General features: G+C 72.2%; 21 protein-coding genes. 12 read left to right on the top strand and 9 right to left on the bottom strand.

Features of this window, described 5'->3' with window-relative positions:
* Window positions 1-83: 83 nt before the first annotated feature.
* Together ACIRRU_RS04850 and ACIRRU_RS04845 are read right to left on the bottom strand one after the other, a co-directional pair.
* Window positions 84-977: a LysR substrate-binding domain-containing protein gene (locus ACIRRU_RS04850; RefSeq protein ID WP_403676168.1), complete on the bottom strand. Its 894-nt coding sequence runs from the start codon at window positions 975-977 to the stop codon at window positions 84-86.
* A 223-nt stretch (window positions 978-1200) separates the two neighbouring features.
* Entirely contained in the window at window positions 1201-1959 is a 759-nt protein-coding gene (locus ACIRRU_RS04845; protein ID WP_403676165.1) for an SDR family oxidoreductase, read from the bottom strand.
* A gap of 288 nt (window positions 1960-2247) precedes the next feature.
* On the opposite strand from ACIRRU_RS04845, the gene ACIRRU_RS04840 reads away from it, so the two are divergent.
* Both ACIRRU_RS04840 and ACIRRU_RS04835 read left to right on the top strand, forming a co-directional pair.
* A complete protein-coding gene (locus ACIRRU_RS04840) occupies window positions 2248-3048 on the top strand; it encodes an SDR family oxidoreductase (RefSeq protein ID WP_403676162.1) in 801 nt (266 codons plus the stop codon).
* Window positions 3049-3144: 96 nt separating this feature from the next.
* Window positions 3145-5157, top strand: a complete 2013-nt coding sequence (locus ACIRRU_RS04835; protein ID WP_403676159.1) for a serine/threonine-protein kinase — start codon at window positions 3145-3147, stop codon at window positions 5155-5157.
* A gap of 179 nt (window positions 5158-5336) precedes the next feature.
* On the opposite strand, the gene ACIRRU_RS04830 is transcribed toward ACIRRU_RS04835, so the two are convergent.
* Window positions 5337-5510, bottom strand: a complete 174-nt coding sequence (locus ACIRRU_RS04830; protein WP_363200336.1) for a CsbD family protein — start codon at window positions 5508-5510, stop codon at window positions 5337-5339.
* Window positions 5511-5713: 203 nt separating this feature from the next.
* Between ACIRRU_RS04830 and ACIRRU_RS04825 the strand changes: the two genes are divergently transcribed.
* The 5 genes from ACIRRU_RS04825 (at window position 5714) to ACIRRU_RS04805 (ending at window position 10603) form a co-directional block, all read left to right on the top strand.
* On the top strand, window positions 5714-5995 hold the full coding sequence (locus ACIRRU_RS04825; RefSeq protein ID WP_363200335.1) for a DUF5133 domain-containing protein: 282 nt from the start codon (window positions 5714-5716) through the stop codon (window positions 5993-5995).
* 27 nt (window positions 5996-6022) lie between these two features.
* Complete coding sequence (locus tag ACIRRU_RS04820; RefSeq protein ID WP_403676155.1) at window positions 6023-6463, top strand: hypothetical protein; 441 nt, start codon at window positions 6023-6025, stop codon at window positions 6461-6463.
* A 243-nt stretch (window positions 6464-6706) separates the two neighbouring features.
* On the top strand, window positions 6707-8623 hold the full coding sequence (locus tag ACIRRU_RS04815; RefSeq protein WP_403676152.1) for a diacylglycerol kinase family protein: 1917 nt from the start codon (window positions 6707-6709) through the stop codon (window positions 8621-8623).
* On the top strand, window positions 8623-9576 hold the full coding sequence (locus ACIRRU_RS04810) for a YihY/virulence factor BrkB family protein (protein ID WP_403676149.1): 954 nt from the start codon (window positions 8623-8625) through the stop codon (window positions 9574-9576). The genes ACIRRU_RS04815 and ACIRRU_RS04810 overlap by 1 nt, the downstream gene beginning before the upstream one ends.
* Window positions 9577-9763: 187 nt before the next feature.
* Entirely contained in the window at window positions 9764-10603 is an 840-nt protein-coding gene (locus ACIRRU_RS04805; RefSeq protein ID WP_403676995.1) for a phosphatase PAP2 family protein, read from the top strand.
* On the opposite strand, the gene ACIRRU_RS04800 is transcribed toward ACIRRU_RS04805, so the two are convergent.
* Complete coding sequence (locus tag ACIRRU_RS04800; RefSeq protein WP_403676147.1) at window positions 10597-11166, bottom strand: hypothetical protein; 570 nt, start codon at window positions 11164-11166, stop codon at window positions 10597-10599. The two genes, ACIRRU_RS04805 and ACIRRU_RS04800, sit on opposite strands and share 7 nt — an antisense overlap.
* 215 nt (window positions 11167-11381) lie before the next feature.
* On the opposite strand from ACIRRU_RS04800, the gene ACIRRU_RS04795 reads away from it, so the two are divergent.
* Window positions 11382-11624 (top strand): DUF6411 family protein, encoded by a 243-nt coding sequence (locus ACIRRU_RS04795; RefSeq protein ID WP_403676145.1) that lies wholly within the window; start codon window positions 11382-11384, stop codon window positions 11622-11624.
* Window positions 11625-11785: 161 nt separating this feature from the next.
* Here ACIRRU_RS04795 and ACIRRU_RS04790 read toward each other — a convergent pair whose 3' ends face one another.
* A complete protein-coding gene (locus ACIRRU_RS04790) occupies window positions 11786-12775 on the bottom strand; it encodes an aldo/keto reductase (RefSeq protein WP_403676142.1) in 990 nt (329 codons plus the stop codon).
* Window positions 12776-13152: 377 nt separating this feature from the next.
* On the opposite strand from ACIRRU_RS04790, the gene ACIRRU_RS04785 reads away from it, so the two are divergent.
* The gene (locus ACIRRU_RS04785) at window positions 13153-13737 is read left to right on the top strand and encodes a Uma2 family endonuclease (protein ID WP_403676139.1); all 585 of its coding nucleotides are present in this window, start codon (window positions 13153-13155) and stop codon (window positions 13735-13737) included.
* A 72-nt stretch (window positions 13738-13809) separates the two neighbouring features.
* On the opposite strand, the gene ACIRRU_RS04780 is transcribed toward ACIRRU_RS04785, so the two are convergent.
* Window positions 13810-15144, bottom strand: a complete 1335-nt coding sequence (locus ACIRRU_RS04780; RefSeq protein WP_403676136.1) for an MFS transporter — start codon at window positions 15142-15144, stop codon at window positions 13810-13812.
* A 148-nt stretch (window positions 15145-15292) separates the two neighbouring features.
* Window positions 15293-15733, bottom strand: a complete 441-nt coding sequence (locus ACIRRU_RS04775) for a MarR family winged helix-turn-helix transcriptional regulator (RefSeq protein WP_307669054.1) — start codon at window positions 15731-15733, stop codon at window positions 15293-15295.
* A 133-nt stretch (window positions 15734-15866) separates the two neighbouring features.
* On the opposite strand from ACIRRU_RS04775, the gene ACIRRU_RS04770 reads away from it, so the two are divergent.
* Entirely contained in the window at window positions 15867-16142 is a 276-nt protein-coding gene (locus ACIRRU_RS04770; protein WP_403676133.1) for a hypothetical protein, read from the top strand.
* Here ACIRRU_RS04770 and ACIRRU_RS04765 read toward each other — a convergent pair.
* On the bottom strand, window positions 16135-17589 hold the full coding sequence (locus ACIRRU_RS04765) for an NCS2 family permease (RefSeq protein ID WP_403676130.1): 1455 nt from the start codon (window positions 17587-17589) through the stop codon (window positions 16135-16137). The genes ACIRRU_RS04770 and ACIRRU_RS04765 overlap by 8 nt on opposite strands.
* A 240-nt stretch (window positions 17590-17829) precedes the next feature.
* Here ACIRRU_RS04765 and ACIRRU_RS04760 point away from each other — a divergent pair, with 240 nt between their 5' ends.
* Together ACIRRU_RS04760 and ACIRRU_RS04755 are read left to right on the top strand one after the other, a co-directional pair.
* Window positions 17830-18132: a DUF2530 domain-containing protein gene (locus ACIRRU_RS04760; RefSeq protein WP_403676127.1), complete on the top strand. Its 303-nt coding sequence runs from the start codon at window positions 17830-17832 to the stop codon at window positions 18130-18132.
* A gap of 276 nt (window positions 18133-18408) precedes the next feature.
* A complete protein-coding gene (locus ACIRRU_RS04755; RefSeq protein WP_403676125.1) occupies window positions 18409-20940 on the top strand; it encodes an HAD-IC family P-type ATPase in 2532 nt (843 codons plus the stop codon).
* Window positions 20941-21053: 113 nt separating this feature from the next.
* On the opposite strand, the gene ACIRRU_RS04750 is transcribed toward ACIRRU_RS04755, so the two are convergent.
* Window positions 21054-21908 (bottom strand): DUF5707 domain-containing protein, encoded by an 855-nt coding sequence (locus ACIRRU_RS04750; protein ID WP_403676123.1) that lies wholly within the window; start codon window positions 21906-21908, stop codon window positions 21054-21056.
* Window positions 21909-22015: the final 107 nt, after the last annotated feature.

The raw sequence follows: 22015 nt of genomic DNA, 5'->3' as shown, positions 1-22015 counted from the left end.
CACCCCGGGTCCCGCTCAGTGCCTCCGCCCGCCCGGCACCCCGGCCCGGCTCGGTGCGTCGCCCGGCACCCCGGGTCCCCCGCTCAGGGCGCCTGCTCGCCCGGCACCCCGGCCCGGCTCAGGAACACGTCGCGTCCCGGGCACGTCGTGTGTGCGGGCCACAGCGCGTGGACCGGTACGTGCACCGGTGGGTCCAGGTCGACGACATGGGCCGCGCCGCCCGCCGCCGGGCCCGGGGGCGTCGTGACGAAGGCGAGGCGGCCGGTCGCGGTGACGGCCGTGACGGGCGGGGTGCCCTGGACCGGGTTGCGGCGGGTGTCCGGCTCCACGCCCGCCTGACGGCACAGGCCGATCAGGAGGTCCGTGTACGCGGATGAGCCCGGCTCGCCCCACACCACGAGCGGTTCCCCGCGCAGGTCCGCCAGGGCGACCGAGGGCCGGGCGGCCAGCGGATGGCCGTCCGGGACGGCGACCCGGAGGCGGTGTTCGGCGATCCGGGCGCGGGTCAGGCCGGTGTCGGCGGGCATCGCCCGGGTCAGGCCCAGGTCGCAGGCGCCCGTCAGCAGTTGCTCGCGCAGCTCGTCGGGGAAGAGCTGGCGGACGTGGGCCTGGACGCCCTGCTCCTCCGTACCGGCCCGGGTCAGCAGCTCCACGACCTCCTCCGCCGTGACCGCCGGGGTGTGGCCGATCCGCAGGTGCCCGCCCTGGCCGCGCCCGATGCGGCGGGCGCGGTCCAGGGCGGCGAGCGCCTGGGCGCCGAGGGCGCGGGCGTCCTCGATGAGCGCCTGACCGGCCGGGGTCGGGGTGACGTGCTGGTGGCCCCGGTCCAGGAGCTGGACGCCGACGTGCCGTTCCAGGGTGCGGATGGAGGTGCTCAGCGCCTGCTGGCTCAGGTGCAGCCGTTCGGCCGCCCGGGTGAACCCGCCCTCCTCGGCGACCGCGACGAGATGTTCCAGCTTCCGCAGATCCAGACTCACGCGGTCTCCCGACGCCCTCGGTATCCGTGCCCGCCGGACGGCGGGCCGTGCATGGCCACCGGACGGCGGACGACGCATGTCCTGCCGGACGGCGGACCGCGCGTGCCCGACCGGACGGCGAACGACGCATGTCCCACCGGACCGCGGACCGTGCGTGCCCCACCGAGCGGCGGACGGCGCACGGGCCGCCGACCCGCAGTCGGCGAACCGTGCCTGTCCCCGGTCAGCGGACCGTGTAGCCACCGTTGGCGAAGATCGTCTGTCCGGTGATCCAGCCGCCCTCCGTGACCAGGAACTTCACCAGCGGCGCGATGTCCTCGATCTCCGTGAGCCGCCCGCCCATCGCCTGCGACTTGTGGAACTCCACCCGCTCCGGCGTCTCCTGCGGGTAGAAGAACGGTGTGTCCATCGGCCCCGGGGCGACATTGTTCACCGCGATGCCGCGCGGCGCGAACTCCTTGGCCGCCGCCCGGGTGAAGTGCTCCAGCGGAGCCTTCGCGCCCGCGTACGTGGCGTACCCGTCGGTGAACGCGGCGAGCAGCGACGTCACCAGACTGACGATCCGGCCGCCGTCGTTGAGCCGCGCACCGGCCTCCTGGAGGAAGAAGTACGCCGCCTTGGAGTTGATCGCGAACATGCGGTCGTACTCCTCCTCCGAGGTCTCCGCGATCGGCTTGCGGAGCACCATGCCGGTGGTGTTCACGGCGACGTCCACCCCACCGAACGCGTCCAGCGCCTGGTCGAAGAGGCTGCGCACGCCCTCGACCCGGGTCAGGTCCTCCCGTACGACGACGGCCCGCGCGCCCGCTCCCCGTACGGCCTCCGCCGTCTTCTCGGCATCGGCGGCGGTGTTCTCGCCGTGGTAGTGGACGACGACGTCGGCGCCGGCCTCGCCGAGCGACCGGCTGATCAGGCCGCCGAGGTTCTTCGCGCCTCCGGCGACCACCGCGGTCCTGCCGTTCAGCGGCTGCTGCTCACTCATGGTCGGTCCTCTCTCCGCTCTCTGCTCTTCCGGTCCCCGGACTCTGCTCCGAAGTTCTTCCGGTCCCCGGACTCTGCTCCACTGGCCGTACGGACTTTTCCGTTATGCGGCTTTCATCGCAGTTTCCGACACCCACGCTAGGAGCGCGTTCCGCGAAGGGGAAACACAAAGATCGGGTCGAGCTACCAGGAACGTGGGTCACCGCAGGTCAAAGGGGTCGGGAAGGCGTCGAGGGGGGTGCTCGGAAAGGGCGTTGACATACGCGTACGCGGCGCAAAGGATCACCGTGTGACGATCGATGAACCGCCTGCCCCGAGGCCGGACCCGGCCCGCCCCATCGCCCTGGTCACCGGAGTCGGACGCGGTGTCGGGATCGGCGCCGGCATCGCGCGGCGGCTCGCCGCCACCGGCTGGGACGTCGCCTTCACCTACTGGACGCCCTACGACCGGCGCATGCCGTGGGGCGCCGAGGACGGGGCCGCCGCGGCCATCGCGCGGGACCTGGAGGCGGCGGGAGCGCGTACGGCGGCGATCGAGGCGGACCTGACCGGCCGGGGCGCCCCGGCCCGGATCTTCGACGCGGCGGAGCAGGGCCTCGGCGGGCCGGTGACCGCGCTGGTCCTGGCGCACGCGGAGTCGGTGGACTCGGGGCTGCTGGACACGACCGAGGAGGCCTTCGACCGGCACTTCGCCGTGAACGCGCGGGCCAGTTGGCTGCTCGTGCGGGAGTACGGGCTGCGCTTCCGCGGGACGCCCGGGTCCGCGTCGGGCCGGATCGTGGCGCTCACGAGCGACCACACCGTCGGCAACCTGCCCTACGGCGCCAGCAAGGGCGCCCTGGACCGCATTGTCCTGGCCGCCGCGCACGAGCTGGCCCACCTCGGGGTCACGGCGAACGTCGTCAACCCCGGCCCCGTGGACACGGGTTGGATGGACGACGAGCTACGGGACGCCCTGGCCCGGGACACCCCGCTCGGCCGTGTCGGAACCCCGCGGGACACCGCGCACCTGGTGGCGTTCCTCTGCTCGCCCGAAGGGCAGTGGGTCAACGGCCAGTTGCTGAAGAGCAACGGCGGATCGGCCTCCTGAGAGTCCCCGCCGACAACTCAACGAGCAGGCGGGGCCGGACCATGACGGAGCGTCTAATCTGGCCTGGTTGACGAAGTGCACAGGGGGGCGGGTCGAATGCACGGCGAAGACGGCGGGGGCGCACCGCGGCGGACACCTCCGGACACTCCACTCCGCGTGATCGACGGCCGCTACGAGCTGCTGGAACCGATCGGCAGCGGCGGCATGGGCGAGGTCTGGAAGGCCCACGACCGGCGGTTGCGCCGGTTCGTCGCCGTGAAGGGCCTGCTGGACCGGAACACCATGACGGCGGGCGCCTCGGCGGCGGCGATGCAGCGGGCGCGGCGCGAGGCGGAGGCCATCGCCAAGATCGAGCATCAGAACGTGGTGACGGTCCACGACCAGGTGGAGACCGACCACCAGGTGTGGATCGTGATGAAACTGCTCGAAGCACGTTCGCTGGCCGACCTGTTGAGGAGCGAACGGGTCCTGGCCGTGCCGAGGGCGGCGGACATCGGCCTCCAGATACTCCAGGGCCTGCGCGCGGTGCACGGCGCGTCCGTCGTCCACCGCGACGTGAAGCCCGGCAACGTGCTCGTCCGGGACGACGGGCTCGCCATCCTGGTCGACTTCGGCATCGCCACGTTCGAGGGCGCGGACCGGGTGACGCGCTCCGGCAGCGTCCTCGGCACCTCCCCGTACCTGGCCCCCGAGCTGTTCGCCCCCGCGTCCCCGGGGCCCACGCCCGCCTCCGACCTCTGGGCGCTGGGAGTCACGCTGTACGAGATGGCGGAGGGCCGCGTGCCGTTCGCCGGGGCCGAGGTGTGGGAGGTCCAGGAGAACATCCGCCAGTCCCCCGACCCGGCCCTGCGGTACGCCGGACCGCTCGCCCCGGTCATCCAGGGCCTGCTGATCACGGACCCGCGCGAGCGCCTGGACGCGGCGACGGCGGAGGCGATGCTCCGGGAGGTCCTCGACGACCCGGCCGCCGCCCGGCACCCCGCCACGGACCCGTCCGCCACGTCCCCGGTCCCGGCCTCCCCGGCCGCCGCGCCCACGCACCCGCCGACGGCCCCGTCCACACCGGACCCGTCGGTGTCCGTGCCGCCCCCGCCGCCTCCGGCAGCGCCCGCCCCGGGCCCCGGGGCCGCCGGCGCGGCCGGGCGGCGCGGCGGGTCCGGCGCCCGGAAGGCCGCGGCGGCGGTGGTGTGCGCGGCGCTGCTGGCCGGGGCCGGCTGGCTGGTGACGCGGGGCGACGACGCGGACGGCGGAACGGGCGACCGGGCGACGTCCGGTTCGGAGCAGGGCCGTCAGGGGGGCGACGGCACCGGCACGCGGGAGAGGTGGAAGGACACCCATCCCACGCTGGAGATCGGCGTCAAGGACGACCAGCCGGGCCTCAGCAAGTTCGACAAGAAGACCCGTACGTACCGGGGTTACGATATCGACCTGGCGTACGCGATAGCCGAGAGCATGGGCTACGAGCGGGGCGAGGTCGCGTTCACGACGGTGGCCACGGACTACCGTTCCACCGCGCTGAAGACCAAGCAGGTGGACCTGGTCATCGCTTCGTACAGCATCACCGACGACCGCAAGAACGCCTCACCGGGCGGGTACAGCGTCGACTTCGCGGGCCCTTACTACGAGGCCAGCCGGGGCTTCCTGGTCCGCGAGAAGTCGAGCAGGTACACGATCAACGACTCCAGCGATCTGCGGGACCTGGGCGTCGAGGTGTGCACGGCGCGGGAGTCGACGTACGAGAAGGCGCTGCCGGAACAGGGCTTCACCATGGCCGCGTCGCAGCCCAACACCTACCAGGACTGCCTGGACAAGCTCCTGGACCCGCGTTCCGAGGTGTACGCGGTGGCCTCCGACGACATCATCCTCGCGGGGTACGTCCAGGCGAACCCGGGCAAGGTGCGCCGCCTGGAGAACATCCAGGGCGCGGAGGGGTACGGGGTGGCGATGCGGCCGGGTACGCCCCTGCTGAAGGGCGAGGTGTGCGCGGCGCTCCGCACGATCCTGGACAGCAGGACCTGGGAGGACATGTACACCGAGAACCTGTCGGCCCTGGTCGGCAACAAGAACCCGCCGGGCCGCCCGGACCTGACGGAGTGCGAGGGACACTGAGCCGCTGCCGCACGGACATCCGGGCTCCGGGCTTTGGGCTCCGCACTCCGGACTCCGGGCTTCGGGCTCCGCGCTTCGGGGCGACCGGTCGGCTCGCGGCGTGACGGAGCCCCGCCGGACATGACGGAGCCCCGCCGGAAGGGGATCCGCGGGGCCCGTGCCGTGGAGATACGGCCACGTCAGTCGGTCAGGGCGTCCTTGACCTTCTCCTTGGCCTGGCGGGCGTCGCCCTTGACCTGGTCGGCGCGGCCCTCGGCGGTGAGCCGCTCGTTGCCCACGGCGCGCCCCGCCGTCTCCTTGACCTTGCCCTTGGCCTGCTCCACCTTGGCCTGGCTCTTCTCGTCGGCAGCCATGTCCCTCACCCTTCGTCGTGCTCGGTTCCGCGGTCTCCCTCCGCCTGACCGGAGCGGCGCGCTTCAAACGTGAGCACTTTGACAATGCGAACGTTCGGGCCTCTCCGCGTGCTCCGCCCCGAAAGAGGGCCGGTACGGGGGCGTGGGGCGGGAACCGCGGGGCACAAGGTGAACCACATTGCCTCTGCGACGGCTGGTGACCCATGCTGATCCCGACCCCGGATGCCATGCGCACGCTGCTGGCCCGCTACAACGACCTGCAACTGCGCCACTCCCAGGACTCCGACTACGAGTTGCAGCGGAGCCTGGAGGACGTGACGTACACCCTGTGTGTGAGTACGGGCACCCGTACAGTCCACGACGCCCTGCTCGCCGCCGACGACATTCTGCGGAGGGCGGCGGCAGCGGACGAGGCGGTCTCCGGCATCCCCGCCCAGCGCATGACGATCGCGCACCCGCCCGTTCCGAGGCCGCGGACGCCCTGACCGTACGGAACCGAGAGGAGCCGCCTCATGGAAGGTGGCGGAACCGACGCGGCGAACCGGGTGTGCCGACCGAGATCGGCTGCCGAGGCTCGCCAGGAGGTGGAGTTCGCCCTCTACCCGCTGCGGTGCGCACCGGACGCCCGGTACCGCACCGCCCATCTGGCAGGCGTCCAGGACGCCACCCTCGTCGCCTCGGAGCTGGTGGGCCACGTCCTGCACCACGGGGCCGCCCTCTCCCGGGACTGCTTCCTCGTCTGCTCGCTGTACCGCGACGAGATCACCATCAGCGTCACGGACCCCTGCGACGAGCCCCTGCCCGCGTTCCCGGACGCCCCCGACCCCGGCCGTACGGGGCTGGCGGGCGGGGGGTGGTGGCTGGTGCACCAGGTCGCCGATCAGGTGCAGGTCGTCCAACTCGCCGAGGGAGGACGGTCGATCACCGCGGCCGTACCGCTCTCCGGGCCCTGAACCGACGCACCGTACCTGGCGCCCCCGGGCACGCACGCGTAGCCCAGCAGCCCGCCCCGCGTACGCCGGCCCCCGCGTGGGCCCATCCCGCCACGCGTACCCCGCGCACGTCCGGAGCGGGCATGGGCGGGAACATCCCGTCCGCAGGCCTGACCTGGGCATGGCAGGGCATACGGCGTAGCGCCGAGGGAGAACAGGCTTCCGCGGAACCGCCGTGCGGCGGAGCAGACGTGGGGGGAACCGATGGGCACTGCCGTTCCGGCGAGAGGGACCCGTGAGCCAGGGGCGGGGGTGCCTGGGACAGACCCGAAGCCAGCAGCGGGGGCAGACCCGGAGTCAGGGCCAGGCCCACAGTCAGGGCCGGGTCCACGATCAGGAGCAGGTCCGCGGTCGGGGGCGGCGGCCCCGCGTCGGCCCGGCCGCTCTCCCGCCCTGACCAGCGGCGCCGCCCGGGTCACCGCCCGGATCGGCGCCTTCGCCGTGTGCCAGGCCGCCGTCGTGGCGGGCGCCGGGCTGCTGATCACGGGACCGGCCCGGAACCTGTGGCCGATGACGGCGGAGGACGCCGTGAATGAGGGCCTGGAGGACGCCCGTACGGCTACGCTCACCACCGCGTCCACGATCGCCTCCGCGCTGGGCGACACCAGCACGGTGGTGGGGCTGACCCTGCTGTGCTGCCTCGCGCTGGTCCTGGTGCCCCGGCTGCCGATGTGGCGGGAGACGATCTTCCTGGCCGTCGCGGTGTCGCTCCAGTCGCTGGTCTTCCTGCTGATCACGACCTCCGTGGACCGGACCCGCCCGGACGTGGAGCGGCTGGACGCCTCGCCGCCGACGTCGAGTTACACCTCGGGCCACACCGGGGCGGCCACCGCCCTGTACGCCGGACTCGCCGCCCTCGTCCTGTCCCGGGTCCGCCGGCCCTGGCGCGTGCCGCTCGCCGCGCTCCTGCTGCTGCTTCCGCTGCTGGTGGGGCTCGCCCGCCTCTACCGGGGCATGCACCACCCCACCGACGTGGCCGGCGGGATGCTGAACGGGGCGCTGTCCGTGCTCGTGGTGGGCCGGGCGGTGCTCGCCGGGCACTCCTGGGCCGGGCGGCCCCCGGCCGACGCGGTGGACATCGCGGTGGCCGCGGCCGAACGCGGTGATGCCCCCGAGCGTGGGCCGGTCACCGTGATCGTCAATCCGACGGTGACCGACCGGGCCACCCGGGACCAGTTGCGACTGGTGCTGGCCCAACACGGTTACCGCAGAACCACGTTCGTGGAGACCACCGCCGAGGACACCGGCGGCGGCCAGACCTCCGAAGCTCTGCGCGGCGGGGCCGAACTGATCGTGGTCTGCGGCGGCGACGGCACGGTCCGGGCCGTCGCGGACGCGCTGGCCGGTAGCGGTGTCCCGCTGGTCCTGGTGCCCTGCGGCACCGGCAATCTGCTCGTACGCAACCTCGGTCTGCCGCTCGGACCCGCCGACGCCCTCGCCGCCGCGCTGACCGGCGAGCCGCGCGCGCTGGACCTCGGCCGCGTCGAGGGCGACTCCCTGCCCGCCACGCACTTCACCGCGATGGCCGGGGCGGGGCTGGACGCGGTGATGCTGGAGGAGACCTCGGACCGGGCCAAGTCCGCCCTGGGCTGGCCCGCGTACGTCCTGGCCGCGGCCACCGGGCTGCGGGCTCCGCGGATGCGGCTGGCCATCCGCCTGGACGGCGGCCCGGAACTGCACCGCACCGCCCGCATGGTCCTCCTCGCCAACATAGGAACCGTCCAGGCGGGCGCGGCCCCCGTCCCCACCGCCCGCCCCGACGACGGGCTCCTGGACCTCGCGCTCTTCGACCCCCGGGGCGCGGGCGGCTGGCTCCGGGTGGCGGGCGTGCTGCTGAGCCCCGGACGCTCCGGGCGCCGGGGAGCCGGGCCCCGGGGGCCGGTGGAGTTCCACACCTTCCGCCGTGCCGAGCTGACCTTCGTCCGGCCGCAGCGGCGGGAGATCGACGGCGATCCGGTCGGCCCCGGCCGCCGCCTCACCGCCGAGGTCCGGGCGGGCGCCCTGACCGTCCTGCTCCCGGAGGCCGCACACCGGCCCGCGGCGGCCTCGCCCCCGGAGACCGTCCCGTCGGCGACGCTTCCGCAGGCCGCCGCCGTCCCGCCCGCGGCGCGGGAGCGCTGATGGGAACGGCGACCCGGGTCCCGGTCACGCGGGACATGCGCGGCGAGGAACTCTCCGGCGACGAGGCGCTGGCGGCCCTGCGCCACTACGGCCGCTGGCCCCTGGTGCGGGACGCGTTCGTACGGTTCCGCTACGCCGACGGCTTCAGCCACGCCCGCGCGCTGGCGCTCCAGACGATTCTGGCCATCGTTCCGCTGGTGATCGCGTTCGTCGGTCTCTCGGCGGAGCTGCACACCGAGGGTGCGGGCAGGCTCGCCGAGCTGACCATCCAGAGCGTCAGCGCGGGCCCCAGCGCCGAGGTGGTGAACGACGCGCTCGACGGCCAGCGGCGGGGCGACGGGGAGGGCCCCGAGGTGGCGCTCTGGCTGGGCCTGGCCTTCTCGATGGCCAACGTCACGACCGCGATGTGCCAGATCGAGCGGGGCGCGAACCGGATCTACGGCGTCGAGCGGGACCGCGTCTTCCACCGGAAGTACCTGCGCGGGCTGGTGATGGCGCTGAGCGCCGGCATCCCGCTGGGCATCGGTTCGATCATGATGGTGGCGGGCGGCGACCTCGTCGCGGCGGCGGCCACGGTGTACGGGCTGGACGACACGGCCCGGGACGTGGGGGACCTGCTGCGCTGGCCGCTGGGGTTCCTGCTCGCTCTCGTCTCGGCGAGCGCGATCTTCCGCCGCTCCCCGCGCCGTAAGCAGCCCGGCTACACCTGGCTGGCGTTCGGCGCCGCCGTGTACCTCTTCCTATGGACGCTCATCACCTGGCTGCTGAGCCTCTATCTCGGCATCAGTGGTTCCTTCGACACGGTCTACGGACCGCTGAGCGCGTTCATGTCGCTGCTCCTGTGGGCCTATCTGACGTCCATCGCCCTCTTCCTCGGGCTGTCCTTCGCCGCCCAGCTGGAGGCCGCCCGAGCCCGCAAGCCCACACCGGCCTCACCCGACCCAGGAGCCTGACGTGCCACGACCCCTCCCCCGCCCCCCGGCCCCTGCGGATAAGGACGACCCCGTGGCCCCGCACGACCCCGTACCCCCGGAGGGCCGCGTGGACGGGGACGACCGGGCTGACGGGAACGACCGGGCTGACGGGAACGACCGGGCGGACGGGGACGCACGCCCGCGGACCCGCCGCGCGGACCGCCGTCTGGGGCTGCGGCTGCTGGGGGCCGTCGGGGCCGGAGCGCTCGCCGCGGTGCCCTTCGGGCTGCTGGTCGTCCTGGTCCAGGGTGCGTGGCCGCCGCTGCTGCGCGTGGACACGGGCGCGGCCCGGCGGCTGCACGAGGTGGCGCTGGAGCACCCGGGGTGGACGACGGCGCTGCGGTTCCTGTCCGACCGGGTGTGGGACCCGGCGACGCTGCGCACGGCGGTGGCGCTGCTCACCTGCTGGCTGCTGTACCGCCGGGCGTGGCGGCTCGCCGCGTGGGCCGCCACCACGGCGATCGGCGGCGGGGTGATCGGCCTGCTCGCCAAGGTCGTGGTGGAGCGGGCCAGGCCCTCGCTCCAGGACCCGGTGGCCCAGGCCCCGGGCTTCTCGTTCCCCTCGGGCCATGCGATGACGGCGACCACGTCGTGCGCGATCCTGCTGCTGGTGCTGCTGCCGCTGGTCGCCCCCCGCTGGCGCCGGCTGTGCTGGACCCTGGCGGTGGTGTCCGTGGTCGGGGTCGGCTTCACCCGGATCGCCCTGGGCGTGCACTGGTTCAGCGACGTCATCGGCGGCTGGCTGCTGGGCGGCGCGGTGGTGGTCCTGACCGGCTGGGCCTTCGAGGCGTGGCGTTCCGACGCGGGCCGCCACCGTACGGCCGTGACGGAGGGACTGGAGCCGGAACTCACCGAGGAGCGCCCCGAACCGGAACCGTACGGCGAGCGCGACCCGGCGGACGGGAGCGACCCGACGGGCACGGGTGACCCGGCGGACGGGACCGACCCGGCGGGCGGGGGTGACTCGGCCGGACGGCGGGACGCGGCGGGCGGGAACGGTCAGTAACCCTGCCCGACCAGGTACGAGTCGAAGTCGAGGGCGAGGGACCGGGCCTCGGAGATGCGCGCGTCGCTGTCCCCGTCGACCAGGACGAACGTGCAGAAGCCCCGTTCGGAGCGGACGACCCACATGGACCGGTCGCCCTCCCGCAACAGCGCGAGGTGCAGTTCGCCCCCGGTGACCACGTCGGAGACCACCTCCCGGCTCTCGCGCCGCCAGAACGTCCCGGCGACCCGCAGACCCCGGGGGTGCACGGCCTCCTCGCACACCGTGCACAGCGCCTCGACGTCGTCCGGATCACCGCCCTCGCCCCCCGAGGTACTGGCCGCCCCAGCACCGCCCCCCGAGGTACTGGCCGCCTCCGCACCGCCCTCCGGGGTGACGGCCGCGACCACGTCGCCCGCCACCGACCGGAAGTACGACCAGCCGTCCTCATCCCCGCGCCCGGCGGCCGCGAAGAACCCCGCGTCGGCGGAGAACACGGCGGCTGCCAGGACGGGCGACCCGTCCTCCGCCAGAGCCAGATGCGTACGGAGGACCTCGCCCCACTGCTCGGTCGTCGGCGACATCGGTGCGTCCTTTCGTCGGTGGGTGCCACGGCCGCGCCCCGCCTTCCGGAGCGCCCCGCGGCGAACCATCTTCTGCCCGCGTGCGGCCAGGTCAGGCGGGTGGGCCCGGACACACCGGGGAGATGACCGGGCGATGACCTGGTTGAGGTCCGATCGGTCGGGCACACGTGGCTGACAGCACCCGTTCGAACAACAGCTCTGGACTAGGAGTCACCATGATGGTCGTCGGAATCATCGCCGTCTGCGTCGTGCTCGCCGTACTCGCCTTCCTCGTGCCGCGCCTCTCCCGTCACCCGGAGCGCGGCACCCAACGCACCCTCGGCCTGGGATCCCGCGCCGGCGGCAAGGCCCCCGGCGTCCTGGGCCGCATCTTCAGCAAGCCGTTCCGCAGCAGCTCCAAGGCGGTCGGCCGCAGCGGCTCCGCGGGCCGTCGTGCGCGCGGCCACATGCCGTTCTGACGTCCGGCCGACCCGTCGGGTGCGACTCCGAACGCCTCGGCACCGCCCGTGGCTCCTCTCGACGACAGCTCCACCGCCGCGTCCGCGGCACCACGAAGGGGGTCTTCCGGCACCGTGTGGCCACGGTGCCGGAAGACCCCCTTCGTGCGGGCCCGTGGCCGCTACCAGGCGAACGCCTCCGGCGAGGGTCCGGGGCCCGGGAAGATCTCGTCCAGGCCGGTGAGCACCGCCTCGGGGAGGTCCAGCTCAAGGGCCCGGAGGGCGCTGTCGAGCTGGTCGGCGGTGCGGGGGCCGACGATCGGGCCCGTGACGCCGGGGCGGGTCAGGAGCCAGGCCAGGGCCGCTTCGCCGGGCTCCAGGCCGTGCTCGGCGAGCAGGTCCTCGTAGGACTGGATCTGGGCGCGGACCGCGGTGTCGGCCAGGGCGTCGGCCGCCCGGCCCGAGGCGCGGCGGCCGCCCTCGGTCGTCTTCTTGATGACTCCGCCCAGCAGACCGCCGTGGAGCGGGGACCAGGGGATGACGCCGAGGCCGTAGTCCCGCGCGGCCGGGATGACCTCCATCTCGGCACGGCGCTCGGCGAGGTTGTAGATGCACTGCTCGCTGACCAGGCCGAGCGAACCACGCCTGGCGGCCTGCTCGTTGGCCTGGGCGATCTTGTAGCCGGGGAAGTTCGAGGAACCGGCGTAGAGGATCTTGCCCTGCTGGACCAGGACGTCGATCGCCTGCCAGATCTCCTCGAACGGGGTGTCCCGGTCGACGTGGTGGAACTGGTACAGGTCGATGTGGTCGGTCTGGAGACGCTTGAGCGAGGCGTCGACCGCGCGCCGGATGTTCACGGCGGAGAGCTTGTCGTGGTTGGGCCACGCCTCGCCGTCGGTGCCCATGTTCCCGTACATCTTGGTGGCCAGGACCACCTTGTCCCGGCGGCCGCCGCCCTGGGCGAACCAGGTGCCGAGGATCTCCTCGGTGCGCCCCTTGTTCTCACCCCAGCCGTAGACGTTGGCCGTGTCGAAGAAGTTCAGGCCCGCGCCGAGCGCGGCGTCCATGATGGCGTGGCTGTCCGACTCGTTGGTCTGCGGGCCGAAGTTCATCGTCCCGAGAACGAGCCTGCTGACCTTGAGTCCCGTACGTCCGAGCTGTGTGTACTCCATGACTCACCAGCCAACTCCTTCGAGTCCACTCCAGGCAAGCGGCCCCGGCCCCGGAGTGCGCGAAGCCTCCGCGGGGTCGGTCCGTCGTGCGGTGCGAGGGCCGACGGCGGCGCGCGGGCTCAGCCGCCCAGCGCGGCCCCCACGGCGACGACGAGGAACATCAACACGAGCGCGGCCGCCATGATGCGGTTTCTGGTCTTCGGGTCCACCCTTCGAGCGTAACGGCACCGCCCACCGGGCCGACGCCCAGGCCCGCCCCCTCCTCACCCGGCCCCTCCCCGAAGTCCGGGAGGTCCCGGCGTGACCGGGTGGCCAGGCCTATCGTTGTCCTACGCGGCTGCCCGCACGCCCGTGCGGTGGCGGGGCGGAGCGGCACGATGACCGTCGTAGACACCGACAGGATCGACATGGCCGACATCAGCGACGAGCGCACTCTGGACGAGATGTTCGAGTGGCTTGAGCCCACCCCCGAGGGATTCAAGGTCGAGATCGTCGAGGGGACCGTTCACATGTCGCCGCAGCGGGACACGCACTGGGAGATCATCCGCCGGATCGTGCGCGCTCTGGAGGACCGGTTCGGAATGGATGTACGGGTCCTGTCAGACGTACGCATCGACTTCGGCATCGGCAACGGCTTCGCCCCCGACATCGTGAAGCTCTCCGACCAGGCGGCCAAGGACGAACGCGGCCGCTGGCTCCCCGAGCACATCGAGTTCGTGGGCGAGGTCATCTCCAAGGGCACCGCCGCGGCCGACTACGGGCCCAAGAAGGACGCCTACGCCGCCGCCGAAGTCCCCGCCTTCCTCATCATCGACCCGTACACGGGCCGGTGCCTGCTGCACTCGGAGCCGAAGGACGGCGACTACCACAAGAAGCTCGTCGTCGACTTCGGCCTCGACATCGACATGACCGGCACCCCGCTCGACCTGGTCCTGAAGACTGACTCCTTCCCCCGCGACTGACCCCGCACGCGGAACGCCCTCCTCCCGGAAGCGACCCGGGAGGAGGGCGTTCGTGTGTGCGGCGGCCGCTCTCTACGCCGCCGTCGCCAGCTGCTCCCGCTGGACGAAACGGACGTGCGGGCGGCCCGGCCCGAGGTCGACCTTCAGGCGGAGGCCGCCGACGCGGGCGAGGGCGAAGCCCACCGCCAGGGCGGCGATCACCGAGATCGCGCCGCCCGCCGCGAAGCCGACCCGGGCTCCGTAGGTGTCGCTGATCCAGCCGACGATCGGGGCGCCCACCGGCGTACCGCCGACGAAGACCATCATGTACAGGCTCATCACCCGGCCCCGCATCTCGGGGTCGGCGGCCATCTGGACGCTCGTGTTCGCGGTGATGTTCGTCGTCAGGCCGAGCATCCCGATCGGGACCAGGAGGAGCGCGAACAGCCAGACGTACGGGGAGAGCGAGGCGGCGATCTCCAGCAGGCCGAACGCCGTGCCCGCCGCCACCAGCATCCGCAGCCGCGTGGAGCGGCGGCGGGCCGACAGCAGGGCCCCGGCCAGCGAACCGGCCGCCATCAGGATGTTGAAGAAGGAGTACATCCCCGCACCGCCGTCGAAGACCTCGTCGGCGAAGGCGGTCAGCCAGATCGGGAAGTTGAAGCCGAACGTGCCGACGAAGCCGACCAGGACGATCGGCCAGATCAGCTCCGGGCGGCCACGGACGTAGCGCAGGCCCTCGCGCAGCTGGCCCTTGGCGCGGGGGACCCGGACCGAGGGGTGCAGCTCGCGCGTGCGCATCATCAGCAGGCCGACGAGCGGGGCCAGGAAGGACAGGCCGTTCAGCAGGAACGCCCAGCCGCTGCCGACCGTGGTGATCAGGACACCGGCGACGGCGGGACCGATGAGACGGGCGGACTGGAAGTTCGCCGAGTTCAGGCTGACCGCGTTGCGCAGCTGCGCCGGGCCGACCATCTCGGAGACGAACGACTGGCGGGCCGGGTTGTCGACGACCGTCACCATGCCGAGCAGGAACGCGATCAGGTACACGTGCCAGACCTGGACGACCCCGGTCAGGGTCAGGGCGGCCAGCGCGATGCCGCACAGGCCGAGCATGGCCTGGCTGACGAGCAGGATCCGCCGCTTCGGGAGGCGGTCGGCGATGACGCCGCCGTACAGGCCGAACAGCAGCATGGGAAGGAACTGGAGGGCCGTGGTGATGCCCACGGCGGTGGCCGACCCCGTCAGGCTCAGGACGAGCCAGTCCTGCGTGATGCGGGACATCCAGGTACCGGTGTTGGAGATCACGGCGCCCGTGGCGAACAGGCGGTAGTTACGGATCTTCAGCGACGAGAAGGTCCCGCCGGTCGTGCTCTCGTGGGTGGAAGCCGGTGCGGGGGCGGAGTCTGCTCCGGGTCCCGTACTCAAAAGGGTTCATCTCCTCGTACGTCTGCGGCGTGCGGTTTGACGAGGACGCGACGACGGGCGCTCCGGCGGCGACCGGTCCGGTGCGCCCGTACCCGGGAAGGGGATACGGGACGCGGCCGGGCCGGTCGGCGTCGGTGCGCCCGCGGGGTCACAGGTGGGCGAGCTTCTCCAACACGGGCGCGGCGGCCCGCAGCGTCTCCCACTCGTCCTCGTCCAGGCCCTCGGCGAGCCGGGTCAGCCAGGCGTTCCGCTTGGTGCGGCTCTCCGCGAGCATGGCCTCGGCCTGCTCGGTCTGGCTGACCATCTTCTGCCGACGGTCATCGGGGTGCGGTTCCAGCCTGACCAGCCCCTTCGCCTCCAGCAGCGCGACGATGCGGGTCATCGACGGCGGCTGCACGTGCTCCTTGCGGGCCAGCTCACCGGGGGTGGCCGAACCGCAGCGGGCGAGGGTGCCGAGCACCGACATCTCGGTGGGGCTCAGCGACTCGTCGACGCGCTGGTGCTTCAGGCGCCGGCCCAGCAGCATCACGGCGGAGCGGAGGGAGCTCACGGCGGCGGCACTGTCACCGTCGTGGATCAGGTCAGGCATGTTTGTTAGCGTAACTCATTACCCTTCCTAAATACCACTCGGGGCACCTCGCGTACATTCCAGTCACCCGAACGAGTGAGTCGGCAGCGGAAAGTGACGCGCGGGGCGCTCCGGGGCGGGGACCCTGCTGGGCATGGGATCGACAGTGCTCAGCCTGCGGATAGACGGTGAGCTGCTCGACCGACTTCGGGAGCACGCCGCGAAACGCGGCATGAGCGTCCAGGACTACGTGGTCCGGACGCTCATGCGCGACGACTTCGACGAACGCTTCAAGGCGGCCGTCGAGGAGACGGAGAGGTTCTACGGACCGACCGGACCGACCGGACCGACGATGACCAGAGACCCGATCACGGGCCGCGACCCCATTACGGCCCGGGACCCGATCACGGCCCGGGACCCGATCACGTGAGGCCGAGCGCCGGCATCGCGTAGGAGAAGACGAACACCGCCGACACCACGTACATCGCGACCGGGACCTCGCGGCCCCGGCCCGCCGCCAGCCGCAGCACGGCGAAGGCGATGAAGCCGATGCCGATGCCGTTGGTGATCGAGTACGTGAACGGCATCATCACCATCGCGAGGAACGCCGGGACCGCGAGCGTGTAGTCGCTCCAGTCGATGTCCCGCACCGAGCCCGCGATGATCAGGAAGCCGACCGCCAGCAGGGCGGGGGTGGCCGCCTGCGACGGGACCATCGTCGCCAGCGGTGTGAGGAACAGCGCCACCGAGAAGAGCAGACCGGTCACCACGCTCGCCAGTCCGGTGCGGGCGCCCTCGCCGACGCCCGCGGTGGACTCCACGAAGCACGTGGTGGCGGAGGCCGAGGTCGCACCGCCCGAGGCGACCGCGATGCCGTCGACGAACAGCACCTTGTTGATGCCGGGGAAGTTGCCGTCCCGGTCCATCAGCTTCGCCTCGTCACCGACGCCGAGGATGGTGCCCATCGCGTCGAAGAAGCAGGACAGCAGCACGGTGAAGACGAAGAGGACGCCGGTCAGATAGCCGACCTTCTCGAAGCCGCCGAACAGACTGACCTCGCCGAGCAGCCCGAAGTCGGGCGCGGAGACCGGGTTCCCCGGCCAGGAGGGCGTCGTCAGACCCCAGGCCCCGTCCGGCAGTCCGGCGACCGCGTCGATGACCACGGCGACGACGGTCATGGCGATGATCGAGATCAGGATCGCGCCGGGCACCTTGCGCACGATCAGCGCGAGCGTGAGCAGGGCGCCGAGCACGAAGACGAGCACCGGCCAGCCGTTGAGGTGGCCGTCGCCGCCGAGCTGGAGCGGCACGGTGGTGTGCGCGGCGTCCGGGATGCGCGAGACGAAGCCCGAGTCGACGAGGCCGATCAGCATGATGAACAGGCCGATGCCGATCGCGATGCCCTTGCGGAGCGACCTCGGCACGGCGTTCATCACCCGCTCCCGCAGCCCGGTGGCCACCAGCAGCATCACCACGAGGCCCGCGAGGACGACCATGCCCATCGCGTCCGGCCAGCTCATCCGGGGGGCGAGCTGGAGCGCGACGACGGTGTTGACGCCGAGACCGGCGGCGAGCGCGATCGGCACGTTGCCGATGACACCCATCAGGAGCGTGGAGAAGGCGGCGGAGAGCACGGTGGCGGTGACCAGCTGACCGTTGTCGAGCTGGTGGCCGTACATGTCCTTCGCGCTGCCCAGGATGATCGGGTTGAGCACGATGATGTAGGCCATCGCGAAGAACGTGGCGAGCCCGCCGCGGAACTCGCGTGCGACGCTCGACCCCCGCTCGGAGATCTTGAAGAACCGGTCGAGGCCGCCGCGGGGCTGTGAGGCCGGGGGCTGCGGGGAGTCGACCGGAGCGGTGGCCGAGGGGGGCATGGGTGACCTCAGTCGTGCGTAGAGGGGTGGGGCGGATGGGGGCAGAGGGGTGAGAGGTGATCGAAATTGGACGTTCAGACGAACAATTCGAGCCAGCCCAAAGCAGATTCAGTATGAATACATCAGGCGAAGATCGCTATCTCCGCGCGTAGACCGGCGCGTGGACCGGTATGTGGATCTGTATGAGGGTGCGCCGGGCGGCCCCGGGGACCTCCCGGCGCACCCCCATACACTGGGCACATGGAGAAGTGGACACCGCAGCACGAGGCGCCCGAGCCCCTGGAGGGCCCGGTCGTCTCCACCGTCGTCGGCGGAACGATCCTCTGGTTCGTCCTCTTCCTCGCCCAGCTCCCCTTCTACGGCTGGTTCGCCGACCGCGGGCACACCTGGTGGGTGTGGACCCCCCTGGCCGGCGCCGGGCTCGGACTGATCGGCATCTGGTACGTCCGCGGGCGCGACGCCGCGCTCAAGCGGCACGCGGCCCGCGCGGCGGCCAAGGACGCCGCCGGGTCCGAGGCGGCGGACAACGCCCTGGGCCGCTGACCACGACATCGCGCCCCCGGGGCTGACCACGACATCGCGCCCCCGGCGCTGACCACGACATCGCGCCCCCGGCGCTGACCGCGACATCGCGGAAGCGCCAGCAGGGGCCGGGCCGGAGGAACATCCCGCCGACCACGCACGACGGCCTGGGCGCCACCGGCGGCGTACGCGGCCTCCCCACTCCCGTACGACCTCGGGACCGACTTCGTCCTCCCCTGGTCGGATCTTCGGCCCCCCGGCGGGAGATTCGCCGCGCACGCCCGTAACGTCGGACCCATGACGCAGCGGGCACTCGATTCCTCCGGGGAGCAGAACTCCGGAACCTCCCGACAGACCATGATCGACGCGGGGGCGGAACTCGATCCCGTCCACCCCGTGGAACCACCGCCTCCGGCCCGTCGCGCCGGCGGTCTCACCACCGCCGAGGTCGCCGAGCGGGTGGCGCGGGGCGAGGTCAACGACGTACCGGTACGCTCCTCGCGCTCGCTCACCGAGATCGTCCGGGCCAACGTCTTCACCCGGTTCAACCTGATCATCGGTGTGCTCTGGGTGATCATGCTGTTCGTGGCGCCGATCCAGGACAGCCTCTTCGGCTTCGTCATCGTCGCCAACACCGGCATCGGCATCATCCAGGAGTGGCGGGCCAAGAAGACCCTGGACAGCCTCGCGGTGATCGGCGAGGCGAAGCCGACCGTCCGGCGGGACGGGGTCGCCGCCGAGATCTCCACCCACGAGATCGTCCTCGGGGACGTGATCGAATTGGGCCCCGGGGACAAGGTCGTCGTGGACGGCACGGTCGCCGAGGCCGACAGCCTGGAGGTCGACGAGTCGCTGCTGACCGGTGAGGCCGACCCGGTGCTGAAGCGGTCCGGTGACACGGTGATGTCCGGCAGCTTCGTCGTCGCGGGCGGCGGAGCGTTCACCGCGACCAAGGTGGGGCGTGAGGCGTACGCCGCCCAGCTCGCCGAGGAGGCCTCACGCTTCACGCTCGTCCACTCGGAGCTGCGCAGCGGCATCAGCACGATCCTCAAGTACGTCACCTGGATGATGGTGCCGACCGCGATCGGGCTGGTCATCAGTCAGCTGGTGGTGAAGGACAACAACTTCAAGGACTCCGTCGCCCGGACCGTCGGCGGCATCGTCCCGATGATCCCCGAGGGGCTGGTGCTCCTCACCTCCGTCGCCTTCGCCATCGGCGTCGTCCGGCTGGGCCGCAAGCAGTGCCTGGTGCAGGAGCTGCCCGCCATCGAGGGGCTCGCCCGGGTCGACGTGGTCTGCCTGGACAAGACCGGCACCCTCACCGAGGGCGGCATGGACGTCACCGAGGTCCGGCCGCTGAACGGGAGCGACGAGGCGTACGTGGAGCGGGTGCTGCGGAACTTCGGCTCCTCGGACCCCCGCCCCAACGCCAGCCTCCAGGCCATCATCGACGCGTACCCGGCGGGCGGGGGCGCGGCCGGGAACGGCGAAGGCGACGGCAGTCGGCGTACAGGCGGCCAGGGCGACGGCGGCCAGGGCGCCTGGACGGTCGCCGACGCGATGCCGTTCTCCTCCGCCCGCAAGTACAGCGGCGCTGCGTTCACCGAGGCCGACGGGGCCTCCTCCGCCTGGCTGCTCGGCGCTCCCGACGTGCTGCTGCCCGACGGGGACCCGGTCCTCACCGACATCGAACAGCTCAACCAGCAGGGGCTGCGGGTGCTGCTGCTGGCCCGCGCCCAGGGTGAGCTGGACGCGCCGGACGTCGCGGCGGGAGCCACGCCGACCGCGCTGGTGGTCCTGGAGCAGCGGCTGCGGCCGGACGCGGCGGAGACCCTGCGCTACTTCGCCGACCAGAACGTCGCGACCAAGGTCATCTCCGGTGACAACGCGGTCTCCGTCGGCGCGGTCGCCGGGAAGCTGGGTCTCGCGGGCGCCGAGAACACGCTCGACGCGCGCCGGATGCCCACCGACCCGGACGAGATGGCCACGGCCATGGAGAACAACGCGGTCTTCGGCCGGGTCACCCCGCAGCAGAAGCGGGACATGGTCGCCGCCCTCCAGTCGCGCGGCCACACGGTCGCGATGACCGGCGACGGGGTCAACGACGTCCTCGCCCTCAAGGACGCCGACATCGGCGTCTCGATGGGTTCGGGCTCCGAGGCGACGCGCGCGGTCGCGCAGATCGTGCTGCTGAACAACAGCTTCGCGACGCTGCCGTCGGTGGTCGCCGAGGGCCGCCGGGTGATCGGCAACATCACCCGCGTCGCGACGCTCTTCCTGACGAAGACGGTCTACTCGGTGCTCCTGGCCATCCTGGTGGTCTGCACCCAGGTGGAGTACCCGTTCCTGCCGCGCCACCTGACCCTGTTGGCCACGCTGACCATCGGCGTCCCGGCGTTCTTCCTGGCCCTCGCGCCGAACAAGGAGCGGGCCCAGCCCGACTTCGTCCGCCGGGTCATGCGGTACGCGATCCCCTCGGGGACCATCGCGGCGGCGGCCACCTTCACCACGTACCTGCTGGCCCGCCACCACTACTCCGGTGCCGGCGCGCTGGAGGCGGAGACGAGCGCGGCGACGCTGACGCTGTTCCTGGTCGCGATGTACGTGCTGGCGATCATCGCCCGCCCCTACACCTGGTGGCGCATCGGTCTGGTGGCGGCGATGGGGCTCGGCTTCCTGATCGTGCTCGTCGTGCCGTGGCTCCAGGACTTCTTCGCGCTCAAGCTGGTCGGGACGACCATGCCGTGGACGGCGGTCGGCATCGCGGTGGCGTCGGCCGTCGCGCTGGAGTTCGTCTGGCGCTGGGTGGGGCGGCGCTTCCGGGCGTAGCCGCAGTGACGTGAGAAGCCCCCGGGAGGACGGTGATCCTCCCGGGGGCTTCTCATGTGCCGTACCACCATTGCCAGTTCACGGCCGCTGGTGCTACTTGACGACCCCTGGTGCTACTTCACGTCGACGAAGTCACCGGCGGCCGAGACGGCCGGAGTGCTCGGCGTACCGGCGAAGCTGTAGCGCCAGTTGCCGTCCGCCGAGGCCTTGACGGTGGTCTTCAGGGTGCCGGTGGAGCTGGTCTTGACGGTCTTCACCGTCGTGTAGCTCTTGGCGCCCTTCTTCTTGAACTGGAGCTTCACGGACTGGCCGCTGTAGCCCTTGTACGTGCCGGTGTCCCAGTTGGCGCGGGTCAGCTTGCCGGTGACGGTGAGGGTCTTGCCCTTCTTCACCGGCTCCGGGGAGGCGTTGACGGTCAGCTTGGAGAAGCGCTGGACGCGGACCTTGGAGACGGAGTCGCGGTCGAACTCCTCGCCGTCCTCGGTCACCGCCGACGCACCGACGCGCCACCAGGTCGCGTCGGAGTTGAGCAGCAGCTGCGGGTTGAGGGTGATGGTGCCCTTGCAGGTCGTGGTGGTCGCGCTGGCCGCCTTGCAGACGATCGACTGCCCGTTCGGACCGAAGCCGAAGCTGTCCTCCTCGATCGACTGGCCGATCCAGATGAACGCGGCGACGCCGCCGACTCCGGCCTGGGCGGTGGCCGTCGCGGTGAAGGACACGGTCTGCTTGGACTTGGTCCCGACGACGATCGGCTTGCCGCCGTTGACGACCGCCGAGGTGATCTTCGGGGCCGCGGTGGCCTGCGCGGTCGCGCGCTTCGCCCTCTCCCCGGCGGAGGGCGACTGACCGGCCGTGAAGCCGGGGTCGACGGTCCAGGAGCGGCCGTCGTCGGCCTGCGCGGCCGGTACGGCGAGAGCGGAAAGGGCCAGGGCGCCGGAAACGGCGGCCACGGTGGCGCGGATACGCATGTGTCCCCAAGTGGAGAGGGGGCCCCGGGGCGCGCTTGCGGCGTCGGCCCGGCGGGGCCGGTCTGATCCATGAGCCTGTTGACTCGTGGGAACAGACCGGCGAGCCA

Source organism: Streptomyces sp. NPDC101181 (assembly GCF_044767975.1).
GTDB lineage: Bacteria > Actinomycetota > Actinomycetes > Streptomycetales > Streptomycetaceae > Streptomyces.
The sequence above is the reverse complement of the archived record's forward strand: the minus strand, read 5'-3'. Positions and strand labels throughout refer to the sequence as shown.